The 24,200-nt window shown below is 68.1% G+C and carries 24 protein-coding genes and 1 tRNA gene; 16 read left to right on the forward strand and 9 right to left on the reverse strand.

Annotation, left to right across the window (positions count from 1 at the left end):
- Positions 1 to 128 precede the first annotated feature (128 nt).
- The 7 genes from OG804_RS09890 to OG804_RS09920 all read left to right on the forward strand — a co-directional run bounded on the left by OG804_RS09890 (position 129) and on the right by OG804_RS09920 (position 8,680).
- The gene (locus OG804_RS09890) at positions 129 to 1,163 is read left to right on the forward strand and encodes a helix-turn-helix domain-containing protein (protein WP_328396146.1); all 1,035 of its coding nucleotides are present in this window, start codon (positions 129 to 131) and stop codon (positions 1,161 to 1,163) included.
- Positions 1,164 to 1,388: 225 nt separating this feature from the next.
- Positions 1,389 to 2,780, forward strand: a complete 1,392-nt coding sequence (locus OG804_RS09895) for an NtaA/DmoA family FMN-dependent monooxygenase (RefSeq protein ID WP_328396148.1) — start codon at positions 1,389 to 1,391, stop codon at positions 2,778 to 2,780.
- A gap of 9 nt (positions 2,781 to 2,789) precedes the next feature.
- Positions 2,790 to 4,010 carry an acyl-CoA dehydrogenase family protein gene (locus OG804_RS09900; RefSeq protein ID WP_328396150.1) on the forward strand — a complete coding sequence of 407 codons (1,221 nt, stop codon included), beginning with the start codon at positions 2,790 to 2,792 and terminating at the stop codon, positions 4,008 to 4,010.
- A complete protein-coding gene (locus OG804_RS09905) occupies positions 4,007 to 5,974 on the forward strand; it encodes a branched-chain amino acid ABC transporter permease (protein ID WP_328396152.1) in 1,968 nt (655 codons plus the stop codon). Before OG804_RS09900 ends, OG804_RS09905 begins: the two co-directional genes overlap by 4 nt.
- The gene (locus OG804_RS09910) at positions 5,952 to 6,746 is read left to right on the forward strand and encodes an ABC transporter ATP-binding protein (protein ID WP_328396154.1); all 795 of its coding nucleotides are present in this window, start codon (positions 5,952 to 5,954) and stop codon (positions 6,744 to 6,746) included. Before OG804_RS09905 ends, OG804_RS09910 begins: the two co-directional genes overlap by 23 nt.
- Complete coding sequence (locus tag OG804_RS09915) at positions 6,743 to 7,441, forward strand: ABC transporter ATP-binding protein (protein WP_328396156.1); 699 nt, start codon at positions 6,743 to 6,745, stop codon at positions 7,439 to 7,441. The genes OG804_RS09910 and OG804_RS09915 overlap by 4 nt, the downstream gene beginning before the upstream one ends.
- A gap of 39 nt (positions 7,442 to 7,480) precedes the next feature.
- Positions 7,481 to 8,680 carry an ABC transporter substrate-binding protein gene (locus OG804_RS09920; protein ID WP_328396158.1) on the forward strand — a complete coding sequence of 400 codons (1,200 nt, stop codon included), beginning with the start codon at positions 7,481 to 7,483 and terminating at the stop codon, positions 8,678 to 8,680.
- Between the two features lie 25 nt (positions 8,681 to 8,705).
- Here OG804_RS09920 and OG804_RS09925 read toward each other — a convergent pair whose 3' ends face one another.
- Together OG804_RS09925 and OG804_RS09930 are read right to left on the reverse strand one after the other, a co-directional pair.
- Positions 8,706 to 9,260: an OsmC family protein gene (locus OG804_RS09925; protein ID WP_328396160.1), complete on the reverse strand. Its 555-nt coding sequence runs from the start codon at positions 9,258 to 9,260 to the stop codon at positions 8,706 to 8,708.
- 74 nt (positions 9,261 to 9,334) lie between these two features.
- The gene (locus OG804_RS09930; protein ID WP_328396162.1) at positions 9,335 to 9,826 is read right to left on the reverse strand and encodes a MarR family winged helix-turn-helix transcriptional regulator; all 492 of its coding nucleotides are present in this window, start codon (positions 9,824 to 9,826) and stop codon (positions 9,335 to 9,337) included.
- Between the two features lie 136 nt (positions 9,827 to 9,962).
- Here OG804_RS09930 and OG804_RS09935 point away from each other — a divergent pair, with 136 nt between their 5' ends.
- On the forward strand, positions 9,963 to 11,147 hold the full coding sequence (locus tag OG804_RS09935) for an MFS transporter (RefSeq protein WP_328396164.1): 1,185 nt from the start codon (positions 9,963 to 9,965) through the stop codon (positions 11,145 to 11,147).
- Positions 11,148 to 11,200: 53 nt separating this feature from the next.
- On the opposite strand, the gene OG804_RS09940 is transcribed toward OG804_RS09935, so the two are convergent.
- Positions 11,201 to 12,466, reverse strand: coding sequence for a hypothetical protein (locus tag OG804_RS09940; protein ID WP_328396166.1), 1,266 nt, complete (start codon positions 12,464 to 12,466; stop codon positions 11,201 to 11,203).
- 519 nt (positions 12,467 to 12,985) lie between these two features.
- On the opposite strand from OG804_RS09940, the gene OG804_RS09945 reads away from it, so the two are divergent.
- Entirely contained in the window at positions 12,986 to 14,629 is a 1,644-nt protein-coding gene (locus OG804_RS09945; RefSeq protein ID WP_328396168.1) for an AMP-binding protein, read from the forward strand.
- A gap of 41 nt (positions 14,630 to 14,670) precedes the next feature.
- Here OG804_RS09945 and OG804_RS09950 read toward each other — a convergent pair whose 3' ends face one another.
- Positions 14,671 to 15,585 (reverse strand): helix-turn-helix transcriptional regulator, encoded by a 915-nt coding sequence (locus tag OG804_RS09950; RefSeq protein ID WP_328396170.1) that lies wholly within the window; start codon positions 15,583 to 15,585, stop codon positions 14,671 to 14,673.
- A 102-nt stretch (positions 15,586 to 15,687) separates the two neighbouring features.
- Here OG804_RS09950 and OG804_RS09955 point away from each other — a divergent pair, with 102 nt between their 5' ends.
- The 4 genes from OG804_RS09955 to OG804_RS09970 all read left to right on the forward strand — a co-directional run bounded on the left by OG804_RS09955 (position 15,688) and on the right by OG804_RS09970 (position 19,678).
- The gene (locus tag OG804_RS09955; protein WP_328396172.1) at positions 15,688 to 17,436 is read left to right on the forward strand and encodes an MFS transporter; all 1,749 of its coding nucleotides are present in this window, start codon (positions 15,688 to 15,690) and stop codon (positions 17,434 to 17,436) included.
- Between the two features lie 153 nt (positions 17,437 to 17,589).
- Positions 17,590 to 17,955, forward strand: coding sequence for a DUF2255 family protein (locus OG804_RS09960; protein ID WP_328396174.1), 366 nt, complete (start codon positions 17,590 to 17,592; stop codon positions 17,953 to 17,955).
- Positions 17,956 to 18,213: 258 nt separating this feature from the next.
- Positions 18,214 to 19,236, forward strand: a complete 1,023-nt coding sequence (locus OG804_RS09965; RefSeq protein WP_328396176.1) for a zinc-dependent alcohol dehydrogenase family protein — start codon at positions 18,214 to 18,216, stop codon at positions 19,234 to 19,236.
- Between the two features lie 31 nt (positions 19,237 to 19,267).
- Positions 19,268 to 19,678 (forward strand): (R)-mandelonitrile lyase, encoded by a 411-nt coding sequence (locus OG804_RS09970; RefSeq protein WP_328396177.1) that lies wholly within the window; start codon positions 19,268 to 19,270, stop codon positions 19,676 to 19,678.
- Positions 19,679 to 19,980: 302 nt separating this feature from the next.
- Here the strand turns inward: OG804_RS09970 and OG804_RS09975 are convergent, their stop codons facing one another.
- The 3 genes from OG804_RS09975 to OG804_RS09985 all read right to left on the reverse strand — a co-directional run bounded on the left by OG804_RS09975 (position 19,981) and on the right by OG804_RS09985 (position 21,741).
- Positions 19,981 to 20,445 (reverse strand): hypothetical protein, encoded by a 465-nt coding sequence (locus tag OG804_RS09975; RefSeq protein ID WP_328396178.1) that lies wholly within the window; start codon positions 20,443 to 20,445, stop codon positions 19,981 to 19,983.
- A 115-nt stretch (positions 20,446 to 20,560) separates the two neighbouring features.
- Complete coding sequence (locus OG804_RS09980) at positions 20,561 to 20,896, reverse strand: hypothetical protein (protein WP_328396179.1); 336 nt, start codon at positions 20,894 to 20,896, stop codon at positions 20,561 to 20,563.
- A gap of 41 nt (positions 20,897 to 20,937) precedes the next feature.
- Positions 20,938 to 21,741, reverse strand: a complete 804-nt coding sequence (locus OG804_RS09985) for a peptidoglycan recognition protein family protein (RefSeq protein ID WP_328396181.1) — start codon at positions 21,739 to 21,741, stop codon at positions 20,938 to 20,940.
- Between the two features lie 263 nt (positions 21,742 to 22,004).
- On the opposite strand from OG804_RS09985, the gene OG804_RS09990 reads away from it, so the two are divergent.
- Entirely contained in the window at positions 22,005 to 22,280 is a 276-nt protein-coding gene (locus OG804_RS09990) for a helix-turn-helix domain-containing protein (RefSeq protein WP_328396183.1), read from the forward strand.
- Here OG804_RS09990 and OG804_RS09995 read toward each other — a convergent pair.
- Complete coding sequence (locus OG804_RS09995) at positions 22,242 to 22,430, reverse strand: hypothetical protein (protein ID WP_328396185.1); 189 nt, start codon at positions 22,428 to 22,430, stop codon at positions 22,242 to 22,244. The genes OG804_RS09990 and OG804_RS09995 overlap by 39 nt on opposite strands.
- A 635-nt stretch (positions 22,431 to 23,065) precedes the next feature.
- Between OG804_RS09995 and OG804_RS10000 the strand changes: the two genes are divergently transcribed.
- A tRNA-Leu gene (locus tag OG804_RS10000) sits at positions 23,066 to 23,142 on the forward strand.
- Positions 23,143 to 23,181: 39 nt separating this feature from the next.
- Here the strand turns inward: OG804_RS10000 and OG804_RS10005 are convergent.
- Positions 23,182 to 23,604 carry an SDR family oxidoreductase gene (locus OG804_RS10005; RefSeq protein ID WP_328396187.1) on the reverse strand — a complete coding sequence of 141 codons (423 nt, stop codon included), beginning with the start codon at positions 23,602 to 23,604 and terminating at the stop codon, positions 23,182 to 23,184.
- Here OG804_RS10005 and OG804_RS10010 point away from each other — a divergent pair, their 5' ends adjacent.
- Positions 23,605 to 24,198 carry a TetR/AcrR family transcriptional regulator gene (locus tag OG804_RS10010; protein ID WP_328396189.1) on the forward strand — a complete coding sequence of 198 codons (594 nt, stop codon included), beginning with the start codon at positions 23,605 to 23,607 and terminating at the stop codon, positions 24,196 to 24,198.
- Positions 24,199 to 24,200 lie beyond the last annotated feature (2 nt).

Raw genomic sequence — 24,200 nt, forward strand, 5'->3', positions numbered from 1 at the left:
ACGCGACAAGCGCCGCGCGATATCGCCGCCCGGGTGAGCCGCGGCGCCTGTGCGAGGATCGACTACGTTCGATTCCGACCGAGGCGACACCCGAGCGTTCGGTGCCGGTGACGATATGAGCGTGGGGTATGGGACAGGCGATGCACTTGGGTTCCGGGCCCGCTCCGGCTGCTGACCGCAGTTTCGGCGTGCCCGCGTTGGACACGGTCCTCGGTCCTCCGGTGGCCGGGGAGAACATCGTGTGGGGACTGGAAGACGATGTCGTACCCGGTATCCGTCGTCGGATCGAAGAGGGCGCGGGCGGCCGGGCCGTGCACTGTTCCCTCGACGGTCTCACCCGTGCGGCGGCCGAGGCCGCCGAGCGACGGGGCGCCACGATAATCGTGGACCTGACCGATGCGGCGGCCGCTCCTGGGACCGGGCGGCTGCGTGACTGTGCGCTGGCGGTGTTCGGTTCGTCGTCCACCTGCCACTGGCTGGTGCCGCGCACCGTGCTCGAGCATGCGGCATGGACCTGGGCCATGCAGTGCGTCCTCATCGCCGACGCTGCCGAGGTCGCGGTGTATCGCGCGGACGGGCGCGCTGGGACGCCCCTGCGAGTGCCATTGGATTCCGCACCGGGCAGCGGTTTCCGGCGCTCACCGGTGAGCGCCTGGAACCTGGGCCGGGGACTGCGAGCCGCGCGGACCGAAAAAGGCTGGAGCCAGGCCGAACTCGGGCGCCGGGTGGGCGTGAGCGCCAGCGCGATCTCCCAGATGGAACGCGGACGGCTGGGGTTGTCGCTGGAGACCGTGATCGAGGTCGCCGACCAGTTCGGCATCGCCATCGACCAACTGCTCCGCGGCGGCGCCGCCGATTTCGTCGTCGTGGAGAACCGGCCGGGTATCGGACCCGACCATTCCGCTGCCCGCCCGGTCGCCCGCGGCGAGTCGGTGGCGCGCGAATCCTTGCACACCTATGTGCTGGGCGGCGGCGGGACACTCACTCCGCCGGTCGGTCCGAGCGGTCGGGTCACCGTGCTGATCGGCTCCGGCCGGGTCGCCGTCGAGCGATCACCGCAGCGCACGATGGCGCGGGCGGGTGACATCGTCGGGGTGAACCGCGCGCAGGGTTTCTCGATCTCGAATCTGGGAGCCGAGAACGCCGTCATCTTCTGCCTCTAGGAGCCAGCGCGCGCAGAAGGCTAGCACCCGGGACGGCAGCACACCGGACTTAAACAAGTGATGATTAATAACAGCGCGCATCTTCGCCACGGACTGTAATTATTACTTCAGTGATTCGAGGTCGGCTGCCGTGAGGTCCCGGCTGCACCAGTGCTGTGCCCATCCAGCTGCAGGCTTCGTGATCCGCTCCGGACTCCCGCCAGTGCTTGCTAGGAAGGTTCATCCATGCCGCGGCCGCCGCTCTACAACGCATTCCTGCATCTGACGCCCAACCATCACAGTCACGGGTTCTGGCGGACACCGGAAGGACAGGTCCAGTACGGGTACAAGGACCTCGATCCCTATATCGATGTCGTGCGGATCCTGGAGCGGGGCCGCATCGATACGCTGTTCATCGCCGATGTGGTCGGCGTCTACGACCTGGACTTCGGGGACGGCACCACCACCATCCGCGCGGGTTCGCAGTTCCCCGAGAACGACCCGGTCACCATCGTGTCCGCGCTCGGCCACGTCACCGAGCATCTCGGTATCGCGATCACCAGCAATATCATCCAGGACCACCCGTTCTCCTTCGCCCGGCGCCTGTCGTCGCTGGACCATTACACGAACGGACGCGTCGCCTGGAATATCGTCACGTCCTACCTGAGCAACGGTTTCCGCAACTACGGCTACGACTCGATCGTCGGCCACGACGAGCGTTACCAATGGGCTCAGGAATACGTCGATGTCACCTACAAGCTGTGGGAGCACTCCTGGGAAGACGGGGCGGTGCTGCACCGCCCGGAGACCGGGGAGTTCTTCGATCCGGCCAAGATCCACACCATCGACCACGAAGGCCCGCGCTACAAGGTTCAGGGTCCGCACCTGGTGGAGCCGTCACCGCAGCGTACGCCCGTATTGTTCCAGGCCGGGAACTCTTCTGCGGGACGCGAATTCGCGGTACGCAACGGCGAGGTCACCTTCCTGCCCTCGCTCACGCCGCGAACCGCGCGCGCGGATATCGCGGTGCTCGACGACCTGCTCCGCACCGTGGGCAGATCGCCCGCCGCCCTCAAGAAGATCGTCGCACTGTCCACCGTCGTCGGTTCCACGGAAGAGGAAGCGCGACGCAAACAGGATTACTTCCGGAGCAACGTCGACTTCGACGCGCTCCAGGCCTTCTGGAGCGGAGGCAGCGGTATCGACCTGTCCTCGGTCGACCCGGATACCCCGCTGGCCGAACTCGCCGAACGGGTGAAACTCGGCGATCATGTGCGGTCGATCTTTCGGGCCGCGGCGGAATCCCAGACCGATCCGGCCACCGTGTCCTGGCGCGACTATCTGCTGGACAACGGACTGCTCCCCGGAAAGTTCGCCGGGACACCCGAACAGATCGCCGACCACGTGGCCGAGTGGGTCGAGGCCGGAGTCGACGGCTTCAACGTGGTGCCGATCACTACCCTCGGCTGGTGGAGTGAATGGGTCGACCACGTCGTCCCCGTACTGCAGGAGCGCGGGCTGGCCCAACGCGAGTACACCGAGGGCACCCTGCGCCACAAGATCTTCGGTGACGGCGACCGGATCGACTCGGGACATCGCGCCCACCAGGTCGGGCTGTCCGCGCCGGCCGCGATCTGAGGCGGCGCCGTGACCATCGAAACCCACTCTGTTCCAGCCGACCCGGCGATACGACGCGCACAATTCGCCGACCTTTTCGCACGCATCTCGGCGACCGCAGTGCACCGCGACGCCCACCGGGAGAACCCGCACGACCTCGTACGCGCACTGGGACGCGCCGGCTTCGGCGCGCTGCGGGTGCCGGAGCAGTACGGGGGCGGCGGCGTCTCGCTGACCGAACTGACCGAACTGTTACTGGAGCTGGCGACCGCGGACAGCAATTTCCCGCAGATCCTGCGCGCCCACTTCCTGTACACCGAGGCGCTGCTGCACGCCCCCGAATCCGACGACCGGACCCGATGGTTGCGACGGATCGGTTCCGGTGACCTGTTCGGCGGCGCCTACACCGAGCGGACCGCGAGCAATCGAACACATTTCGGCACGAGCATCGCGACCCGCGACGACAGGAGGATCGTCGACGGCGCGAAGTACTACAGCACCGGCTCGCTCTACGCGGACTGGATCATCACTGCGGGCGAAGCCGAGAACGGGGTGACCCATGTGGTCGTCGCCGCGCACGCCCCCGGCGTGGAACTCGTGGACGACTGGAACGGTTTCGGCCAGCGGCTGACCGCCAGCGGTACGACCCGCTTCACCGACGTCGACATCACCGATACCCCGCAGCTGCCCGACGGGCTCGCACCGGGCAGCTACGGAACGTCGCTGGCCCAGTTCTGGCATATCGTCGCACTCGCGGGAATCGCGCGACGGCTGCACGCCGACGTCGTCGACTACGTCCGCGAGCGCAAGCGATACTTCAGCCAGGGCGCGGCACTGCTGCCGCGTGCGGATCCGGTGGTGCAATCGGTCGTCGGTGAGATCGGTGCGGCGAAATTCGTCGCCGAGACCGTCGCACGCCGGATCGGCGCTGCTCTCGCCGATCTCGATGCGTCGGTGACGACCGGCACGGTCACCGAGGCCGAATACGACGCCGTGGAGATCGACGTCTACCGGGCACAGGTCAGCGTGATCGATACCGTCCTGGCCGCGACCGGCCGGGCCTTCGACGTCGGTGGGGCCTCGGCCCTCGGCGCCGACAAGGGCTGGGATCGGCACTGGCGCAATGCGCGCACGCTGGCGAGCCACAATCCCACCCCGCATCGGCTGGTCAGCATCGGTGACTACGACCTCAACACCACCTCCCCGTTCCGCGGCTGGCTCAGTGGCATCGACCTGAGGAACCGCCCGTGAACCTGCTCGGATACGCATCGATGGGACTGTCCACCGGCGGTGCGTACGCGTTGGTCGCACTGGGCTTGGTGGCCGCCTATCGGGGCACCGGTGTCATCAATTTCGCGCAGGGTGCGCTGGGCATGTTCGGCGCCTACGCGTTCTGGAAGTCGTTCACACAGGCCGGTATCCCGGTCGGGGTCGCGATCGTGTTCGGCGTCCTGGTGAGCGCCGCGATCGGTGTGGGCTTCTTCGCGCTGATCGGGCGGCGGCTCGCCCAGGCGCCCGCCGTCACGAAGATCCTCATCACCATCGGGCTGATGCTGGTGCTGGAAGCGGTGGTCCGCATCACGTGGACCAACCACCAGGAAACGGTGACTCCTTTTCTGGTCTCCGGCGGTTTCGAGGTCGGCGGTATCCGGGTCCAGTCCATCAGCGTCCTGCTCGCCGGCGTCGCCGTGGTGGCGACCGCGGCCCTGCACGTGCTGTTCACCCGGACGAGCTTCGGTCATATCACGACCGCACTGCGGGATACCGATCTGGGCGCGCAATCCATCGGTATCAATCCCCGGCTGTGGGGTTCGGTGGCCTGGGGCCTGTCCGGCGCACTCGCCGCGGTCAGCGCGATCCTGGTGTCCCCGATCACCCAGCTCTCCCCGACCGCGCTGACCACCCTGCTGGTGCCCGCCTTGGGCGCCGCCCTCGCGGCCCGGTTCACCAGCTTTCCGATCGCACTGGCCGTCGGGCTCGGCGCCGGAGTTCTCGAAGGCCTGTTCACCGGGCTCGTCGACGCCCAGGTGGCGCGAGCGATACCGCAGGTGATGGCGCTTCTCGTACTGCTGGTGACGGCGCGGACCGATATGCGCCGGGGTACCCGCGAGGTACAGGCCGTCTTCCATGTCGGGACCGGCCGCATCAGCTGGGCATGGGCCGGTATCGGCGGCGCGGTCGTCCTGGTCCTGATCTACACCACGCTGGGAACTGTCGTCGACGCCCTGAGCCTGACCGCGATCTTCGGCCTCGTCGCCCTGGGAATCGTCGTATCGATCGGATACACCGGCCAGGTCAACGCACTTCCGCTCGGTGTCGCGGGTGCCGCGATGATCGTATTCGGCGCGGTCAGTGACAGTGGCGGCTCACTGTACGTATCCGCCGCCGCCGCTGTCGCCACCGGCGTCGCCGCCGCCGGGCTGCTGAGCGCACTGTTCGTCAACGCCCGGATCTACGAGGTCACCATCGGCGCGCTCGCGGTCGCGTCCATCCTGCAGACCGTGGTGTTCTCGGTCGACTTCTTCTTCAACGGTCGCAGCGGTTGGGCGGTCGGTGACACCACTGTGCTGGGGATCGATATCAGCAATATCACCAACCCCCGCGGATTCGCGGTCGCGGCCTGGGCCGTGTTCCTCATCGCACTGGTCGTGGTCGCCAATATCCGCCGCTCCGCGGTCGGCCGCTACATCTTGTCGGTACGACAGGACGAAAGGCTGCCTGCCGCACTCGGTATCGTCGCCGCCCGTGCCAAGTTCACCGGCCTCCTGATCTCCTCGGCGCTGTGGGGACTGGCGGGCGCGCTGTTCGCCGTGCAGCGCGGCTTCATCGCCAAAGGCGATATCCAGCTGGAGGGCTTCAGCTATTCGGACTCGCTGGCGCTCATCGCCTTCGTCATCCTCGCCGGATCGGGATATCTGGTCGGCGCCGTCCTCGCGGGGGCTTTCGCACCCGGCGGATTGCTGTCCCATCTGCTGTCCTTCGCCCCTGATGTCAACGACTGGTTGTCGTTGTTCTTCGCCGCCAACATGATCTGGGTCCTCGCCGCCGAACCCGACGGCGTCATCGGTCAGTTCTTCCGGGTCCGCGGCGGTCTCCTACAACGCCTGCCCGCGCTCGCGGGGGTACTGGGAGCGCGCCCGACGAGCACCGGGCGCACCGCGGACACCGCTATCGCAGAGAAAGGGGAAGCCGGTGTCACAGCTGGAGATACGTGACCTCACCGTCGCCATCGGCGCGAGCACGATCGTCTCGAACGTATCGCTCACGGTCGCCCCGGGAGTGATCGTCGGGCTGCTCGGCGCCAATGGCGCCGGGAAGAGCACGATCGTGGATGCCGTCGCCGGATATCAGCCGATCCGGTCGGGTGCGGTGCGACTGGGTGGACGTGACCTCACCCGGCGCACCGCCGCGGCCCGCGCGAGACTCGGGGTGACCCGCACTTTTCAGGACTATCTGCTGTTCGAGGATCTCACCGTCGAAGAGAACATCCGCACGGCCGCGGAGATCGGGGTACGGAAATCACTGCTGCGTGATGTCTGCCGTTTCGGCAGCTCACTGCCGTCGGTGCGGCGCCACACCGACGAGATCATTCGAACCCACGGCCTGGAACGGTACCGGACAACCCGAGTGGAGCAGCTTTCCCTCGGTTGGCATGCCCGGGTCAACCTGGCTCGAGCAGCGGCGCAGAATCCGCGAGTGCTCCTGCTCGACGAGCCCGCCGCGGCCCTGAGCCCGGACGCCCGCGGCGCCGTCGTCGACACCATCCGCACGCTCCGAGATGTCCACGGGCTCGGAATACTTCTGGTCGAACACAATCTGGATGTCGTCACCGCCGTCTGCGACGAGATCTGCATCCTCGAGGAAGGCCGGATCATCGCGCACGGGCCCACGGCCGAGATACTCCGACGGCCCGAGGTCCGCACCATCTACTTCGGTGAGCAGCCCGAGGAACACGAGCTCGAACACGCGGCGGGAGCCGGCCGGTGAGCACATCGGACGACGCTGGACTCCGGGTCAGCGGACTCACGGTCGACTACGGAAACGGCTCGGGACTACGCGATTTCGATCTGTCCGTGCGGCCGGGCCAGGTCACCTGTGTCATCGGACGCAACGGCGCGGGCAAATCCAGTGCGCTGCTCGGGATAGCCGGCTTCGTAGCGCCTGCCGCCGGTTCGGTGGTGATCGACGGGACACCGGTGACGGGTCCGCCCTATCGGCGCTGCCGCCGCCACATCTCACTCGTGGTCAAGGGACGGTCGTTGTTCGCGAGTCTGACTCTCGCCGAGAATCTGTCGTTGGCCGGGATCGACCACGACGAATTCTTCGGTTTGTTCCCGCAACTGGCCGGGCGGCGACACGTGGCGGCCGGGAGTCTCAGCGGCGGCCAGCAACAACTCGCCGCCGTCGGCCGCGCCCTACTCCGCGATGTCCGGGTGGTGCTGCTCGACGAGCTGACCTTCGGACTCAGTCCGGCGGTCCGGTCACTGATCGCCCAGGTGGTGCGGGACGAGGCAACCCGTCGCGAACTCGCCGTGGTCGTCGTCGAACAACATGTCGAGACCGCACTCGCGATCGCCGACCGCACGGTGGTGCTCGCCGAAGGGCGGACCGTTCTCGACCTGCCGACCGAGGAACTGGCCACCCGCACCGAACTGGTCGAACAGACCTATCTCCATCCCTGATCAGCGTCGCATCACAAAGAAAGCCGGAGTTCGAAGAATATGTTCAGAAGTAGATGGACGATCATTCTCGCCGCCCTCGCCGCGGTCGCCGCCGGTTCGGTGTCGGCCTGCGCCGCCGGGGACGCCGATTCGTCCGACACCATCAAGGTGGGTTTCATCGCACCGCTGTCGTCCGGGCCGCGCGCATTCCAGGATCCGGCACTGGCCGCCGAGGTCGCCGAGAAGGCCGTGAACGATCAGGGCGGTATCAACGGGAAGAAACTCGATGTCGTCGTCTACGACACCAAGGGGCAGCCGGCGAATGTGATCGCCGGGGCACGGAAATTGGTCGAGCAGGACAAGGTCGTCGCATTCATCGGCGGCAACAGCAACGACGGCCTGGCCGAGATCGGCGCGAAGGCCGGTGTGGTGAACTGGTTCCCGATGGGTTGCGCCGCCGCCGACGTGGACAACGAGCTGTCGATGATCGCCGCACTCAACTGCGCCGGCGCCGCCCAGGGCACGTACCTGGGTGGTCTGCGATTCAGACCGAAGAAGGCGGTCTACGTCGCGTTCGCGGGGAACACGCCCTATATCGAGAATGCGAAACTCGGGTACCGCAACGCCGGGGTGGAGGACGTGCAGATCGTCGAAGTACCGCCGGAGACAACCGATTACGCACCCATCATCGCTCAGGTGAAAGCCGCGAAACCCGATGTGTGGGGCGGCATGATCTTCACACCGGAGAAACTGACCGCACTGCTGCGGGCCGCCGTCGACCAGAACCTCCGGATTCCCCTGGTACTCAGCAACAATGTGATGGAAGACGCCACGATCCAGCTGGTCTCCGATTCGGGAATCCCCAATTCGGTGGCACTCGAGAAGGGTGAGGATCCGAACCGGTTCCCGACCTGGAAAGAATATGAGGATCAACTGGCGAAGTACGATCCCGAGGGCCGGATCAAAACGCCGCACGACGGCAGCGTGACCACCGACTGGCTCGCGGTGTGGACTTTCGCGCAAGAAGCCCGAAAATTGACCGATGTCACCGCCGACACATTCCGGGAGCACACCCGGAATCTGCGGGACTTCCGAACCGACGTCCTGCACGATATCGATTTCACGATCGCCGACGGCCCGGTGCCGACGGCGCCGCGGCAGGCGAATCTCTGGGCGTTCCCCGGGCATATCGCCGACGGCCGGATCATCGTGGACGCTCCCACACCGTTCAGTGCCTTCCAGAAGACGCCGATCGGCTGATCCGGCCAGGACACCGGTCGCGTGATCAGTCGGCTCGCTCGATCGTCAGCCGGGAGACGATCGAAGTCGGCCTGCCGACGGTCTGCGCGACCGGCGACCCGGACAGCGCCCGGTTCCACAATGCGGTGAGCCTTTCCGGATCGGCGTCCGCGTCCAGGGTGCCGGTGATCTCGAGACCGCCGAACCCCGGATTGCCCTCCGGGGAGAGCTCCGCCCATCGCAGAATGTTCTCGAAGGTCCCGGTCACCTCGACGCTCAACCGCCGGATGCCGATACCGGCCAGGGTGGCATGCAGTACGAGGCCGTCGGTGATGCAGGCGCCCACCGCGGCGAGCAGGTACTCGTGTGGTGTCGGCGCGGAATCCCGCGCGGTCAGATCGGCTGGTTCGTCGAAGGCCACAGTATGTGTGCGGACCTCGGCGTCGACGCGAAAACCCCCGCGCCACCGAGTCGTCGCCGTCCACGGTCCGCTGAACCCGGCGACCCGATCGCTGTCGCGGATCCGTTCCGTCAGTGCGGCGCGGTGTTCGGCGGGGATCCCGTTGAGAGATTCCTCGCCCGACGGGACGGGATCGGTCACACCGGCAAGCTTAGTGCGACCTTCAGCGGCCCGTTTCATCGACTCGGGGCGGCCGGTGACCGGGCAGCGCGCCCTCACACCAAACGGTACGCCCGGCTCCCCGCACTGCGCGCCGACGCGGTGTTCAAGGCCTCGACCGCCGCGACCAGCGGCGCGAGTTCCGGATCGGCGGCCGCCTGACCCAATGCGCCCGACAAGGCCGTGTCGTGGGTGGGCCGGGCCCCTTCCAACAGCTCCATACCGGTAGGCGTGACATCGGTGTAGATTCCCCGGCGGTCGTCCGGGCACAGATATCGCTGCAACAAGCCGCGATCCTCGAGCCGCGTGACCAGCCGGGTCGTCGCGCTCTGGCTCAGCACCACCGCGTCGGCGACCTGGTTCATCCGCAGATGCCCGCCCGGCCCGTCGTGCTGGCGGCTCAGCACTACCAGCAGTGAATACTCCCGCACGCTCAGCTGATGCCCGGTTTGCAGGGCCCGTTCGATATGTGCCTCGATCCGATCGTGCAGCAGGGACAGGGCGTACCAGCCGTCGGCGAGGCCGGTCAGCGCGGGATCCGCGGTCATAGCGTTCCTTCTGTCGGGGATCGTTCCCCCAGGATAGATGACGACCACGATAGCCCGCGCTTGCAACTAACTGCGTCTGCAATTATTGTCGACGCCTGTAACGCCTAGGCGCAATCTATCGTGGAAGGCTCAGCTCATGCCGCTCGCCCTGCTCGCCCTGACTCTCGGGGCATTCGGGATAGGCACCACCGAATTCGTCGTCGTGGGACTGCTCCCCGATATCGCCGACACCTACGCTGTCTCGATTCCCACCGCCGGTTTCCTGGTCACCGGATACGCCCTCGGCGTAGTGGCCGGGGCGCCGCTCATGACCGGCCTCGGCACCCGGGTCGCCCGTAAGCGGATGCTGCTCACCATGTTGCTGCTGCTCGTCGCGGGCAACGTACTATCCGCTCTCGCACCGACTTTCGCGGTCATGGTGACCGGCCGGATCATCGCCTCGCTGGCGCACGGAGCATTCTTCGGCATCGGCGCGGTGGTCGCGGGCACACTGGTCGCTCCCGAGCGGCGGGCCGGCGCCATCGCGATCATGTTCACCGGACTGACCGTCGCCACCATGCTGGGCGTACCGCTGGGCACCCTGCTCGGCCAGCACTTCGGCTGGCGGCTCACGTTCCTGTTCGTCGCGCTGATCGGCCTGATCGGCCTGATCGGTATCGCGGCACTGGTGCCCGAGCAGCCGGCGCCGCGCAATGCCCGGCTCCGCGACGAGGTCGCCGTGTTCCGCAACCCCCAGGTACTGCTCGCGATGGCCATGACGGTGCTCGGCTTCGGCGGCGTGTTCGCCGCGATCACCTATCTCGCGCCGATGATGACCGAAGTCACCGGGTACGCCGAGAGCTCGGTCACCTGGTTGCTGGTGCTCTTCGGTCTCGGCTTCTTCGCCGGCAACCTGATCGGCGGCAAATTCGCCGACCGGCATCTGATGCCGATGCTGTACATCTCGCTCGGCGGGCTCGCGGTCGTCCTGGCGCTGTTCACCGTCACCGCGCACAACAAGATCGCCGCCGCGATCACGGTCGTACTGATCGGCGCCCTCGGCTTCGCCACCGTGCCCCCCTTGCAGAAGCGCGTGCTCGACCACGCCGCCGCCGCGCCCACCTTGGCCTCGGCCGTCAATATCGGCGCTTTCAACCTGGGCAACGCGATCTCGGCCTGGCTCGGCGGCGTGGTGATCGCGGCGGGATTCGGCTACACCTCGCCCAACTGGGTGGGAGTGGCGCTGGTGGTCGTGGCGGTCGGGCTGGCGGTGACGTCGGACCGGCTGGAGCGCCGGGCGAATCGAGCCGACGTGCCCACCCGGGTACCGGCAGGGGTCTAGCAGGCGGACACCCACCCCGGCGGAGACACCCGCAATCGGGTGTCTCCGCCCGGTCAGGCCGAGCCGGTTCGACCGCGCGACGAGCTGGGACGCGGGACCAGGCGCAGTCCGAACAACATATCGGTGTTGCGCGCGTGCTCCGCTTGTTCGACGTTGCGCAGCAATCCGGTCCGGCGAATCCAGCTGTGGTACCAGTGGTGCAGTTCGGGGATTTTCACCGCGCACCGCGCGGCGGTGTTCTGCAGGTGGCGGCCGCCGCCACCGATGGCGCCGGCGAACAGTTTCGGTGCGTGCGACGCCCGGGCCTGCTGGTATCTGCAGGCGTCGTGCAGCAGCGGCCGCACCGATCGGGGTATCACCCATACGTACATATCGGCGGCCCGGCCGTGGCCTATCGGCCCGGTGAAGACGAGCGAATCGGAGGTGAGCGCGGCACAGGGGACGGTACCGAGTTCGACCGTGGTGGCACCGGTGAACAGCACCGTGGCCAGGGCAGCGGCATCCACCGGGGTCGTGGTTCGCGACCGGATCAGCTCGACCGTCCGCTCATCGAGCCGTACGGTGGTCAACCCCGGTCCCACCGAGTAATTGAGGTCCGAGGGCAGATCCAGCCGCATGCCGTGCAACAGGAAAGCCGCCTGCGCGCCGCGCAGGCGCACGATGGTGTGCCCACGCCCCGGACTGTCGGAGACGAGTCCGCCGAGAAATCGGTAGAGGCCGAGAACTTCCTGCCTGTCGTCGATAGGGCCCGTCTCGGGACCCGCCGGTACGCGTCTCGGCACGGTGGGCTGCAGCCGCAGTATTTCCCGTATGTTCTCGGCCTGGATCGCCTCGTCGAGTCCGTGCGGGTTCGGGGGGACGCCACCGTCGAGATCATGTCGGCAGGGACGGCCGCTGTGGCCGGTGAGCCACCGGCAGGTCGCGGCCATGCCCTTGGCGTACACCGCGTCGAGCCGGGCGAACTCCTTCCGGGGCAGACCCCGGCAGGCGTCGGCGCGGAAGGTCGCGACATCGCTGTCGGGGATCCGGGACAGCACATCGTCTCCGGCGGTCATCGACACCCTCGCGGACCGCGGCCGCCGACCGGCTTCGCGGTATCCCATCCTGCGGGTCCCGGGTTCGGCGGCCGCGGCGGCCGGCGCGACCGGAGGACTCGGCGTGCGGTGATCTGTCAGCCACTGCTGTAGGTCTCGTTCGGTCAGGCCCAGTTTCCGCGAGGCGGATCGCACGTGTTCGACGGACAGTTCCTTGTCCTTGTCGAGCTGAATCAATCGGTCCAGCAGGGACGGACGCAGCGTAGGACCGCTGGTCTCGGTCACGGCGACAACCTCCCGGGGCCCAGGGCCCGCACTGTATTCGTTTGGTTCTGCGATGCAGAACATTCGATCACTTACCCGGCTTCGAGAGGTGATAATCAACCAGAACTTAACCGTTGTTGACAAATAATCGACCGGTTCGAATTGTTGCGCGATGTTGGCAGAAGAGCCGCCGGAGAATTCGGATAATCACGCATCACATGATTCAGCGCTGGACTCGAAGGCATCGGGCGCGCCGAACGCGCGGCGTCGACCGGTGGCCCATGGATTGCTGATCGTTGTGAAACCTCTGAATTCCAGTTCCGGTTCGTAGACCGAACTTCCGGAGATACGGACTCCCCGGATCGGCCGGTCGTCCCGGCCCGCCCGGATCCGGCTACTCCGGATCACCCCCGTTCGGGGGTGGCCCCGGCACGGTGACCTACATCACCATCTGATCGGAATGTGAGTAGATTCGAATTGCCCGGGTCGCCCCGCGGCCCGGGCATACGCGCCCGTTCGGGCGCCGGGAGAGGACGGCCGATGAGCACACACCAGACCAGCTACGCATCCGGCGCATGGGAAGTCCCGTTGCTCGGAGACACGATCGGCGACAATTTCGATCGCACGGTCGCCGCCTTTCCCGGTAACGACGCACTGGTGGATGTGGCCGGCGGACGGCGGTGGACCTACCGAGCCCTCGCCGACGAGGTCGACGCCCTCGCCGCGGGGCTGCTGGCCGCGGGGATCGGCGCCGGGGACCGGGTCGGGATCTGGGCGCCCAACTGTCCCGAATGGGTTGTCGTGCAGTACGCGACCGCGAAGGTCGGGGCCGTCCTGGTCACCATCAACCCGGCCTACCGCGCGCACGAAGTGAAATACGTGCTCCGGCAATCCGGTTGCCGAATGGTGATCGCGGCCCCCGCGTTCAAGACCTCGGACTATGCGGCCATGCTGGAGGAGGCGCGGCCGGAGTGCCCCGACCTGGAGCGCGTCGTGCTGCTGGGCGGTGCGGACTGGTCGGCGCTGCTGTCCGCGGGCCGCGCCGCCGACCCGGCGGGCCTGGAACTCGCGCAGCGGCGGTTGTCCGCGGACGACCCGATCAATATCCAGTACACCTCGGGTACCACCGGATTCCCCAAGGGTGCGACGCTGAGCCACCACAACATCCTCAACAACGGCTTCTTCGTCGGCGAGATCTGCGGATACACCGATCGGGATCGCGTCTGCATCCCGGTGCCGTTCTATCATTGCTTCGGCATGGTGATGGGCAATCTGGCCTGTACGAGTCACGGGGCGACCATGGTGATCCCGGCCCCGGCGTTCGACCCCGCGGCCACTCTCGCCGCGGTGCAGGCCGAAGGATGCACCTCGCTGTACGGGGTGCCGACCATGTTCATCGCCGAACTCGCCGAGCCCGGGTTCGACGACTACCGGTTGTCCACGCTGCGAACCGGGATCATGGCGGGGTCACCGTGCCCGGTGGAGGTGATGAAGCAGGTCATCGAGCGCATGGGGATGAGCGAGGTGACCATCTGCTACGGCATGACCGAGACTTCGCCGGTCTCCGTGCAGACCAGGTCCGATGACAGCATCGCCCAGCGCACGGCGACGGTCGGGCGGGTCGGCCCGCATCTGGAGATCAAGATCATCGACCCGGATTCCGGCCGCACGCTGCCACGCGGCGAGCCGGGTGAGGTGTGCACCCGGGGCTATTCGGTCATGCTCGGCTACTGGGCAGATCCGGAGAAAACCGCGGAGGCCGTCGACGCGGCCCGCTGGATGCACACCGGCGACCTCGGGGTCATGGACGAGGACGGCTACGTCGCCATCACCGGCCGGATCAAGGATATGGTGATCCGCGGTGGCGAGAACATCTACCCACGCGAGATCGAGGAGTTCCTCTACACCCACCCCGATATCCTCGACGCCCAGGTGATCGGCGTCCCCGACGCCAGATTCGGCGAGGAGCTGATGGCCTGGATCCGGCTGCGCGAGGGCGCCTCCGCGCTCGACGCCGCGGTACTGCGCCGGTTCTGCGAAGGAGAACTCGCGCATTACAAGATCCCCCGCTATGTCCATGTGGTCGACGAGTTCCCGATGACTGTCACCGGAAAAGTACGCAAGGTGGAGATGCGCGAGCGAGCCCTGGCGCTACTCGAAGCGGCGCCCGACACCGTCGCATGACGAGCCGGACGATCGCACCCGGACGCGAACCGCCGGGCCGGTCAGCTTTCCCGGCCCTGGTCCTCCCCGCCCGACGACACGGTGGCCGACGTCGCCGCCCACGAGGCGAGCAGTTTGAGACCGTCGTCGGACGGGGACCCCGGAGCCGCCGTGTACACGTTCAGCTGTAGGCCGGTATCGGCGGTGAGTGCCAGCGCCTCGTAATCGAGTTCCAGCCTGCCGACCGCCGGATGATGGAAGACCTTCGTCCCCGTCCGGTGCAGCCGCACATCGTGCGCTGCCCACATACGCCCGAACTCCTCACTGCGCGTCGACAATTCGCCGACCAGTTCGGTGAGAGCCCGGTCGTAGGGGTTGCGGCCGGCCGCGCCGCGCAGAATGGCGACGGCGTCGCGCGCGGTCTTCTCCCACCGGTCGCCCCAGAACTGCTGTGCGGCGGGCGTATCGAGAAAGTGGAACCGCGCGGTGTTGATCGGCTGATTCGGCACCCGTTCGGGCGAGTCGTACATCGGCGCGTACAGCGCGCGGCCCAGCGCGTTGGCGCCGAGCACGTCCAGGCGTCCGTTCCGGACGAAGGCCGGCGCGCTGTCCATCGAGTCGAGTATCCGTTGCACGACCGGTCGCAGGGTGGGCGCCGGGGCGCGGCGGGCACGCGACCGGGCCGCACCGGAGGCGTTGGCGGTGCGAGCGAGGTCGAACAGATGGCCGCGTTCGGCCTCGTCGAGTTGCAGCGCCTCCGCCAGCGACTCCAGCACCTCCTCCGACACCCCGCCGAGGTTCCCGCGCTCCAGCCGCGTGTAGTAGTCGACGCTCACCCCGGCGAGCATCGCCACCTCTTCGCGACGCAGCCCCGGCACGCGCCGGTGGCTCCCGTAGGCGGGCAGACCGGCCATCTCCGGCGTGATCCGCGCGCGGCGGGTGGCGAGGAACTCACGGGTCTCGGCCTTCACGTCCATGAACTCGACGGTACGTCCGGCCGCACCGCTTCGGGAGGTACTAGCGTTACCCGGAACGGCCGACACTCCCTCGGCAGCGCGGTCCGGCGTCTGCTGGAGAACATGACCAGCGCACCCTCGGCGCCGAACCGGCCGCCGTCGCCGTCCACCCCACCCCGCTCCGGGTCGATCGCACTCCTCGCGATCATCCTCTGCGGCTACTTCATGGTGATCCTCGACAACTCGATCGTCATCACCGGCCTTCCGCACATCCGGGCGGAGCTGGCGCTGTCCGCTACCGCCGCGGCCTGGGTGCAGGACGCCTACCTGCTCACCTTCGGCGGGCTGCTGCTGCTCGGCGCCCGCGCCGGCGATATCCTCGGCCGGCGCCGCATGTTCGTCCTCGGGCTCGCCGTGTTCACCCTGGCATCGGTCGCGGTCGGCTTCGCCCCGACCAGTGCCTGGCTCATCGCCGCACGTACCGCGCAGGGCGTGGGCGCCGCGATTCTGGCGCCCTCGACGCTGGCGCTGCTGACCGCCGGCTTCCCCGAAGGACCCGAGCGGACCCGCGCGACGGCCGCCTACGGCGCGGTCGCGGGTATCGGTGCGAGCGTCGGTCTGGTGGCGGGCGGACTGTTCGCCGACCTGGTCTCGTGGCGGGCAGGCTTTCTCATCAACCTGCCGATCGGGGTGGTGATGCTGGTCGCCGGGTTGAAGGTACTGCCCGAGACACGGCGGACGCCGGGCAGGTTCGACCTCACCGGCGCCGTACTCGCGACTCTCGGTCCGGCGGCGCTGGTCTACGGATTCGTCCGCGCGGGCACGGCGGGCTGGACGGGCGGCGGTGCACTCGCCGCGCTCGGTCTCGGTCTCGTGCTGCTCGCGGCTCTCGTCGCCGTCGAACGCACCGCGGCCCAGCCCGTCCTGTCCCTCGGGCTCTTCGCGAGCCGGGAACGAACCGGCGCCTATCTCGCCCGGCTGCTGTTCATCGGCGCGATGATGGGGTTCTTCCTGTTCACCGGCCAATACCTCCAGGAAGTGCGCGGGTTGTCCGCACTCGCCACGGGCGTGGCGTTCTTCCCGATGACAGTGGTGAACTTCGCCGTCGCCCTCGCCGTCCCACGACTGCGGCGGCGCACGAGCGGCGCGGCACTGCTGGTCACCGGTCTCGTCCTGACCGTGGTGGGCATGGGATGGCTCGGGACGATCGCGGCAGGCGCCTCCTACGCGCTCGGCATCGCATTCCCGATGATGCTCATCGGGGCAGGTCAAGGGCTCGCGTTCGGGCCGCTGACGGCATCCGGGATCGCGGGTGTCGACGCCGCGCGCGCCGGTGCCGCGTCCGGTGTGGTGAACTCCGTCCACCAACTGGGCGGTGCGCTGGGTATGAGCTTCGTCCTCGCGGTGTCCGATACCTACGCCGCGGCGATGCAGGCCGGTGCGGTCCTCCTGCTGGGAGCGCTCGTGGCAGCCGCCGTGCTGGTGTTGCCGGCGTCGCGCACGACGCCGAAGCCGCCGGCAGCGCCCGACCCGGAGTACCGGCCAGGTCTCTTCCGCGCGCGGACGGTCTCCGCACCGCGGGGCCGCGACCAGGTCCGCGGCGACAACGCCGGGGTCCCGCCCCGGGTCGCGGCAGCTCCGGGCGCCGCCCGCAGCGGAGACCGGTCATCGCACAGACTCGCGGGAAACACGCGCGGTGCTTGTGCGCCCGCCCACCTACCGGGAAGGTGGGAAAGAGACCTCTCGCGCCCCATCCTCTCCCCCGCCCGGTCGAGCCTCTCCTCCGCCCGGTCGAGCATTGAATCGACGGCTCCGACCTGCGACGACGATACGGTCGCCGATGCGGCGCCGACCGCGTCCCGGCCCTCGTGAAGGACGACCATGGCACAGCGAACCTGGCTCGTCACCGGCGTCAGGCCCGGCTGGCGGGGTTCGCAGCACAACGCGACCGCGCGGCCTCGACCGACTGCCCGACCGGCCGATGACCCGGATCCACTCCCCCTCCGAGACCACCAGGAGCAGACCATGCCCGACTGGAACCCCGACGACCTCGCCACGATCGATCGCGACGGCGAGCTCCGGGTAGCCGCGCAACGCCCCGACGGCACGCTGCAGACGCCACGGATCGTGTGGCACGTCGTCGTGCACGGCAGTCTGTACGTCCGGTCGGTACGCGGCGACGCGGGCGGTTGGTATCGCGGTGCGCGGCACACCGGTATCGGCGTCATCGACACGGGCGCCCTCCGCGCCGACGTGACGTTCATCCGCGACGATTCGCACGACGAGGCGATCGACCGCGGCTACCACGACAAGTACGGCAGCGGTTCGGCCGTCGACTCCATCACCAGTCCCGCGGCGCGCGCGACCACCCTGCGGGTCGAACCCCGCTGACACCGGCGCCTCGTCCGGATGGCGGCCGCATCGTCTCGATCACACCCGCGGCGGCCAGCGCACCGCAGATGTGAGTGCCGGCGCGGCAGCAGCGTCGCTACGCCTTCGCCGCGGCGTGGGAGGTTCTGGCATTACCCGGTTCAGCAGACACTCCCAGCGGCGCACGAACAGGGGTTTTGTGGGTGTCGGCCGACAGCGACCGGCCCACGGGCGCCCGCTCCGCGGTGCCCGACCAGCCACGAAAGGCAGAGACAGCCCATGCGAGCCACGTTGATGTACGGACCCGGCGACATCCGTGTCGAAGATGTCGCCGAACCGGCCCTCGAACAACCGACCGACGCGATCGTGCGGATCGTGCGGTCCTGTATCTGCGGCAGCGATCTACACCCGTATCGATCGATGAGCGCTTCCGTCGACGGCACCCGGATGGGGCACGAATTCCTCGGCGTCGTCGAGGACACGGGACGCGAGGTGCGCGGCGTGCGCAAGGGCGACCTGGTCGTCGCCTCCTTCGCTTTCCAGGACAACACCTGTGACCTGTGCCGGGCGAACCTGCAGACCTCCTGCCCGCACGGCGGATTCTTCAGCGACGCCCAGGCCGAGGCGATCCGCGTGCCCCTCGCCGACGGCACGCTGGTCGGACTCCCGGGCGATGTGGACGACGCACTGCTGCCGTCCCTGCTCACGCTCGCCGACGTCTACGGCACCGGCCACCACGCCGCGGTCCGCGCGGGTGTGAAACCGGGCGACTCCGTGACCGTGATCGGCGACGGCGCCGTCGGACTGCTGGCGGTGCTCTCGGCGCAGCGGCTCGGCGCCGAACAGATCATCCTGATGGGCCGCCACCGCGACCGCACCGACCTGGGCCGTGACTTCGGCGCCACCGATGTCGTCGCCGAACGCGGCGCCGAAGGCATCGAACGCATCCGCGAACTCACCGGCGGACACGGAACCCACGCCGCACTCGAAGCCGTCGGGCACCTCGACGCCTACGAGACAGCGCTGGCGACCGTCCGGCCGGGCGGCGTCATCAGCCGCGTCGGCGTACCACAGTACGCACAGGGCCCCCTCGGATTCGGGGCGCTGTTCGGCCGGAACCTCACCCTCACCGGCGGCCCCGCCCCCGTCCGCGCCTACATCGATGAACTGCTTCCCGCCGTCCTCGACGGAACCGTCCGACCGGGCCGCGTCTTCGACCGCACCATCGACCTCGCCGGCGTACCCGACGGCTACCGCGCGATGGACGACCGCGAAGCGCTCAAAGTACTCATCGCCCCGTAATCGGGTCCAGGTCCATTCCGAGGAGGCAACAATGGAACTCGTCCAGCAATCCCCGACCAGCAAGGCGCCCGCCGAATGGTTCACCGGCGATGTGTGGTGGGACGTGATCTGCGCCGGCCGCCCGCCCTCGCGCATGCGCGTCAACCTGGTGCGTTTCGCGCCCGGCTCGTACACCAACTGGCACTCCCATATCCTCGGCCAGACCCTGCACGTCGTCTCCGGCATCGCGCTGGTCGGCACCCGCGACGGCACGATCCTCGAAGTACACCCCGGCCGGACCGTCACCTGCCCGCCCGGTGAAGAGCATTGGCACGGAGCGGTTCCCGATCGGTTCATGGAGCACCTCGCCATGTGGGAAGGCGCCGACGGCGACGACCCGGAGACCACCTGGCTCGAACCGGTCGGCGCCGAGCAGTACAAAGGACCGCGTACACGCGCGTGACGCCGGGCCCCAGCACACCCATGGCGTGCCGCGTCGTATGAATATCGGTCAGATCCTGAAAACCCATCTGGGGTGGATCGGTAAGGCCGGGTGGGAGGTCGATGTCGCCTCCGACGGCACCCGTCCCGAGTGAGCGAAGGCTGCCGCGCATCGTTCCTGCGGTGCGCGGCGCTCGGCGACCGGTTCTCCGGCCGGCGCTCGACTCGGCACGGACTCCGGCATCCCTCGGACGACCAGCGGCACCGGGCAGCGCAGATCTCGGACTTCGGTGGTTGTCGCGGGGCAGGCCGGTGTCGAATCCGTCACCAATCGTGCTTCGGTACCAGCTCTGTCTTCGCTTCCGCCAGCAGGTCACGTTGAAGTGCCGAGCAATGGGCCCACCAGTCCGGGTGGGCAACCGGGTCCCGGACCGCGTCGTGCAGTCCGCGCGCATGGGCGATGACGCGGTCTCGCAGCGCGTCCGAGCAGATGATCTCGACGCGCTTCTCGGCCAGCCAGACGCTTTCGATGAGCCGCTTCAGATCGTCCGGAGTGCCGCCACGCTCGCGGACGTCCAGTTGTCCCTGTAATCGCTGCGTGGACTCCAGATAGTCGATGATCGCCGACTTCACTTCTTCCCGGTGCGCGAGGCGGCTCTCCGCCAGGAACTTGAGCTTGGCCGCGCGCGCCGAACTCCGTTGCACCATCAATGTCGCGGAGGCGCCGAATCCCGCCCCCAGCAACGGCATCAGGCCGGTGACCACCGTGGAAAGAACCCCTGACACCATGCTCCCAATTCTCGCGATCGGGGCTCCATCATGCTACTGATCGCCGGGCGCCGCTGGTCGAGAACTCCGCAGACCGCTCGGCCGGCCGCGGCCGCGGGGGATGCCGCGCCCGCGGCTACTCGGATATTTCCCTGGTCAGGGGAGGCGGTGGCGGGACATCGACGCCCAGTGTGAGCAGCGACGACCGGACCACGATGTCCCAGCTCGTGTGCTGGGTGGCGGCGAGCCGGCAGCGTTGTTCGCAATCGGCGACGATGCGGCGGTGCGCCTCGAGTTCGGCGGTCATCGCCGCGATCTGCCGCGAGAGCGGTTCGACCATCTGAGCGGCCGCCCGGGTCAGGACCTGGACGGCATCGGCACGATGTTTGCGCCTGCTGAACAACCCCGCCGCGAACGCCCCGCCGACGCCGGTGACCATGCCGCCGAGGACAGATGTCAGTTCGGTGATCATGCTGTCCTCCCATCTGTGCGGCAGGGACGGCGCGCACTGTCTCAAACGCGCCGGTCGGTGGTCGGGTCACGGAAACCGGGGATCTTCAGGGCCGCGCCGATGACACCGAGCGCTTCGGCGGTCGTGCGGTCGCCGAGGAAGTCCCAGCCGGGAAAGTCCGCCCCACGGGAGGTCCCCGATCCGGCGAGCTGGTCCAGGGCGAGCCCGACATGTTTGTCGAGATAGTGCAACAGGGTTGCGACGGTGACCTGTTCGCCGTGGTAGTTGGTGATCTTCTCTTGCAGGAAGGCCATGTCATCGCCTCTTCCGTCGAGTAGTGCCTGTACATCCCGGCGGAAGGCGTTCATATCGATGCCCGCCGGGTCGATCTTTCCTTCGCTGGAGTATTCGCGGTGCGCGACACAGTCGCCCGAGCCGCGGCCGATCCGGCGCAGGATGGCGGCGCAGCCGCGGACATAGGCGTCCAGCTGGGCCGGGGTCCAATCCCACGGCGGCGTGCCGCGTGACACGGCCTCGATGCCGATGGTGTGGTAGTTCGCGTTATCGGTGGGCCAGCCGGGCCAGCTGCCGCGCCCGGCGTGCCAGGCGACGCCGACCGCGATCACGCGGTAGGTGCCGTCCTTCTCGAGAACCAGCTGCGCGAGTGGACCGGGCAGCCCGGGGCGCCCGTCCTGCACGATGCGCCAGTCGTTCGGGCCGCCTCCGGCGGTGTGATGGCAGAGCACGCCGCGAATATCGAGAAAGTCACCGTGACCGCGTTCTCGCCAGCCGTCGTGTTCGAGTACGGCCAAACCCGCGTCGCGGAGCACATCGGCCAGCCATACCGGGTCCCCGTTCCAGCTCATCGGACCCTCCTGTTCCGTACCGGTCGCGGTGCTCCGGAGGGCCCGGCCGCGCTCGCTGTCAGCGGCGCGGCCGCCGTCAGTTCGGGGTGTGAACTGCGGCGATAGCCAACCGCTCTGTCAGCTTATCCCCCATTTGGTCTCTTTTCAACCTAAATTGGTCCCTATCAATCCGTCAACGGTCCCTTCGACTGCCAGTTGCCGGACGCCTGGCCGAAACTATCGGGCACTTGATTAAGACCCTGCCCGATCCGAGAATGGTCGACATGAATGCGACGCCCGCGGAGTCGGAGGAAGCGACCACCGAGGAGGCGAGGCTGGACGCGGCCTTGGGTGCGGAGGTGCGCGCGCTGCGGGCGCGGCGGGGCTGGAGCCAGGAAGTGCTGGCCGATAAGACCGGCTACAACAAGAAGACCATCACCCGGCTCGAGCGCGGCGAGCGGGCCATGACGATGTCGCAGATGTACAAGATCTGCCGGGCGTTCGGTATCCGGCCCAGCGAACTAGTCGGCGCCGCGGAGAAAGAAGTCGGCATCCAGTAATTGCGAAGGGTCGATTCCGCGCCGGCGCGCTTCGACGACGAACGACGATACGGTCGTCGTGGTGGGATCGCCGTCCAGGTAGTCCGCCATCGCCACGGCGGGATCCAGAGCTTCCTTGCCCATGAGCGTTTCCAGTTCTTGCCGATCCACGCTCGCGAGGTGTTCCCGCATTCCCCGCGGAGCCCGACAGTTCCTACTCGACACCCCCATCGAGGGTCGACGTGGTGAGCTGGGCGAATTCGCCGTTCGGATCAGCGGCGCCGTCTTCGGGAGCGCGGAGACGAGCCGCGGCGATTCGGTTTCCGGTCGCGGCCGAGGCCGGCCCGGGCGCGCGGACCGCTTTCCTCCGGAACAAGCTCGATACCCATATCGACACCTTCCAGCTACCCGACCCCTGCTACAGGCTCGTCGCCGGAGCCTGACGCCGAGTGTAATTATTCTCGAGCTCGCCGCCTAGGTCCGGAAGGAATGAAAAGCCAGGGCGTTTCGTATCCGCGGGCGCGACATCCTGGTAAATGCGCTGGGGTGCAGGACACATCCGATCGTCGTTCGCCACCCAGGGCTCGATCGAGTCCACCGTTGCGCCGCTCGCTGCCATGGGACAGCACGGGCGGACGCGCGGCCGCAATCGACGGCCGCTCCGGCACAGGATCGTTCATCATCCTCGCCGGACCGGCCCCGTCGACCACAGCAGCCGTCGAAGCCCGGACACTCGTCTCGCGGTACCGAAAATCCGTTGACCGGCCTGGGACGATAGAGACAGCACCGGGACACGTTCCCCGCACGCCCCTCTGGCCCAATCGGCAGAGGCACCTGGTTCAGGGTCAGGGAGTTGGGAGTTCGAATCTCTCGGGGGGCACCACGATCCACGGGAGGGCGGGCACCACCCGGCCGCCCCCGGTTACCGGATCTCGGCGGCTCCCACGTCCGGTTCCAGCAGCTCGAATTCGCCGAGCACCGGGCCTGCGAGGGAGGGTCTCGCCCCTCGACCAGTATTCGAGCCCCGCAGCAGATCCGACGCGAAACCAGCGATTCGGCGGCAATCCATCACAGCGCCCTCGCGCCCGACGGCGAGATCTACCAGCGACTCGAGGTCGGCGGGAACGGTGACGTCCACGCGGGCGGCGACTGCCCGGCAACCGGCGGCGTCGATCTCGGCGACCAGCCGGTCCAGCCGGTCGGTGCGGCGGGCGCCGAGGACGACGGCCGCGCCCAGTCCGGCGAGGCGGTGTGCCGTCGCTTCGCCGATTCCGCCGCTGGCGCCGGTGCTGGCGATGACATTGCCGTGGATGGTCCTGATGATCTCCCCGCCTAGAATGGACAAATGTCCGGTTACCCCGAGGAACTCAGCGGACAAATGTCCGCTTCTGTCAAGAGCGGCGGTGCGCGGCGTGCGGACGCACAGCGCAACCGCGAACTGATCCTCCGAACCGCCCGCGATCTCGTACGCGAACCGGGCGAACTCAAGCTCAACGCGGTCGCGAAGGCCAGCGGCATCGGACAGGGCACCCTGTACCGGCACTTCCCGACCCGGGAGGACCTCCTCGCCGAGGTGTACCACCGTGAGGTGGAAGAGCTGGTCGCCGCGGCTCCACGCCTGCTGGAGACGCACCCGCCCGTCGATGCGCTGGCGGCGTGGTTCGACCGGGTGGCTGCCTACGCCCGGGTCAAACGCGATGTGTTCGCCGCCGTCGAGGCGGCGACGTGGCGCGATCTCGCCGCCCACAGTCTGGGTCCGATCGGCCAGGCGGTGGAACTACTGCTCGCCGCCGGTCGCTCGGCCGGCAGCATCCGCGCCGACGCCGAAGCGCGCGACGTCATCGTGCTCATCAGCTGGCTGTCCCGGCTCGACGATGCCGAACTCGACGCCCGCGGCCCGCGACTGCTGTCGATCCTCGTCGACGGCCTCCGCGGCTGACG

The sequence above is a fragment of the Nocardia sp. NBC_00416 genome (assembly GCF_036032445.1).
Classification (GTDB): Bacteria; Actinomycetota; Actinomycetes; order Mycobacteriales; family Mycobacteriaceae; genus Nocardia.

Excerpts from the sequence above, each read along its gene's own strand:
- OG804_RS09890 (WP_328396146.1), top strand. The coding sequence starts at position 129 with ATGGGACAGGCGATGCACTTGGGTTCCGGGCCCGCTCCGGCTGCTGAC.
- OG804_RS09895 (WP_328396148.1), top strand. The coding sequence starts at position 1,389 with ATGCCGCGGCCGCCGCTCTACAACGCATTCCTGCATCTGACGCCCAAC.
- OG804_RS09920 (WP_328396158.1), top strand. The coding sequence starts at position 7,481 with ATGTTCAGAAGTAGATGGACGATCATTCTCGCCGCCCTCGCCGCGGTC.
- OG804_RS09930 (WP_328396162.1), bottom strand. The coding sequence starts at position 9,826 with ATGACCGCGGATCCCGCGCTGACCGGCCTCGCCGACGGCTGGTACGCC.
- OG804_RS09935 (WP_328396164.1), top strand. The coding sequence starts at position 9,963 with ATGCCGCTCGCCCTGCTCGCCCTGACTCTCGGGGCATTCGGGATAGGC.
- OG804_RS09945 (WP_328396168.1), top strand. The coding sequence starts at position 12,986 with ATGAGCACACACCAGACCAGCTACGCATCCGGCGCATGGGAAGTCCCG.
- OG804_RS09950 (WP_328396170.1), bottom strand. The coding sequence starts at position 15,585 with ATGGACGTGAAGGCCGAGACCCGTGAGTTCCTCGCCACCCGCCGCGCG.
- OG804_RS09955 (WP_328396172.1), top strand. The coding sequence starts at position 15,688 with ATGACCAGCGCACCCTCGGCGCCGAACCGGCCGCCGTCGCCGTCCACC.
- OG804_RS09960 (WP_328396174.1), top strand. The coding sequence starts at position 17,590 with ATGCCCGACTGGAACCCCGACGACCTCGCCACGATCGATCGCGACGGC.
- OG804_RS09965 (WP_328396176.1), top strand. The coding sequence starts at position 18,214 with ATGCGAGCCACGTTGATGTACGGACCCGGCGACATCCGTGTCGAAGAT.
- OG804_RS09970 (WP_328396177.1), top strand. The coding sequence starts at position 19,268 with ATGGAACTCGTCCAGCAATCCCCGACCAGCAAGGCGCCCGCCGAATGG.
- OG804_RS09975 (WP_328396178.1), bottom strand. The coding sequence starts at position 20,445 with ATGGTGTCAGGGGTTCTTTCCACGGTGGTCACCGGCCTGATGCCGTTG.
- OG804_RS09980 (WP_328396179.1), bottom strand. The coding sequence starts at position 20,896 with ATGATCACCGAACTGACATCTGTCCTCGGCGGCATGGTCACCGGCGTC.
- OG804_RS09985 (WP_328396181.1), bottom strand. The coding sequence starts at position 21,741 with ATGAGCTGGAACGGGGACCCGGTATGGCTGGCCGATGTGCTCCGCGAC.
- OG804_RS09990 (WP_328396183.1), top strand. The coding sequence starts at position 22,005 with ATGAATGCGACGCCCGCGGAGTCGGAGGAAGCGACCACCGAGGAGGCG.
- OG804_RS10010 (WP_328396189.1), top strand. The coding sequence starts at position 23,605 with ATGTCCGGTTACCCCGAGGAACTCAGCGGACAAATGTCCGCTTCTGTC.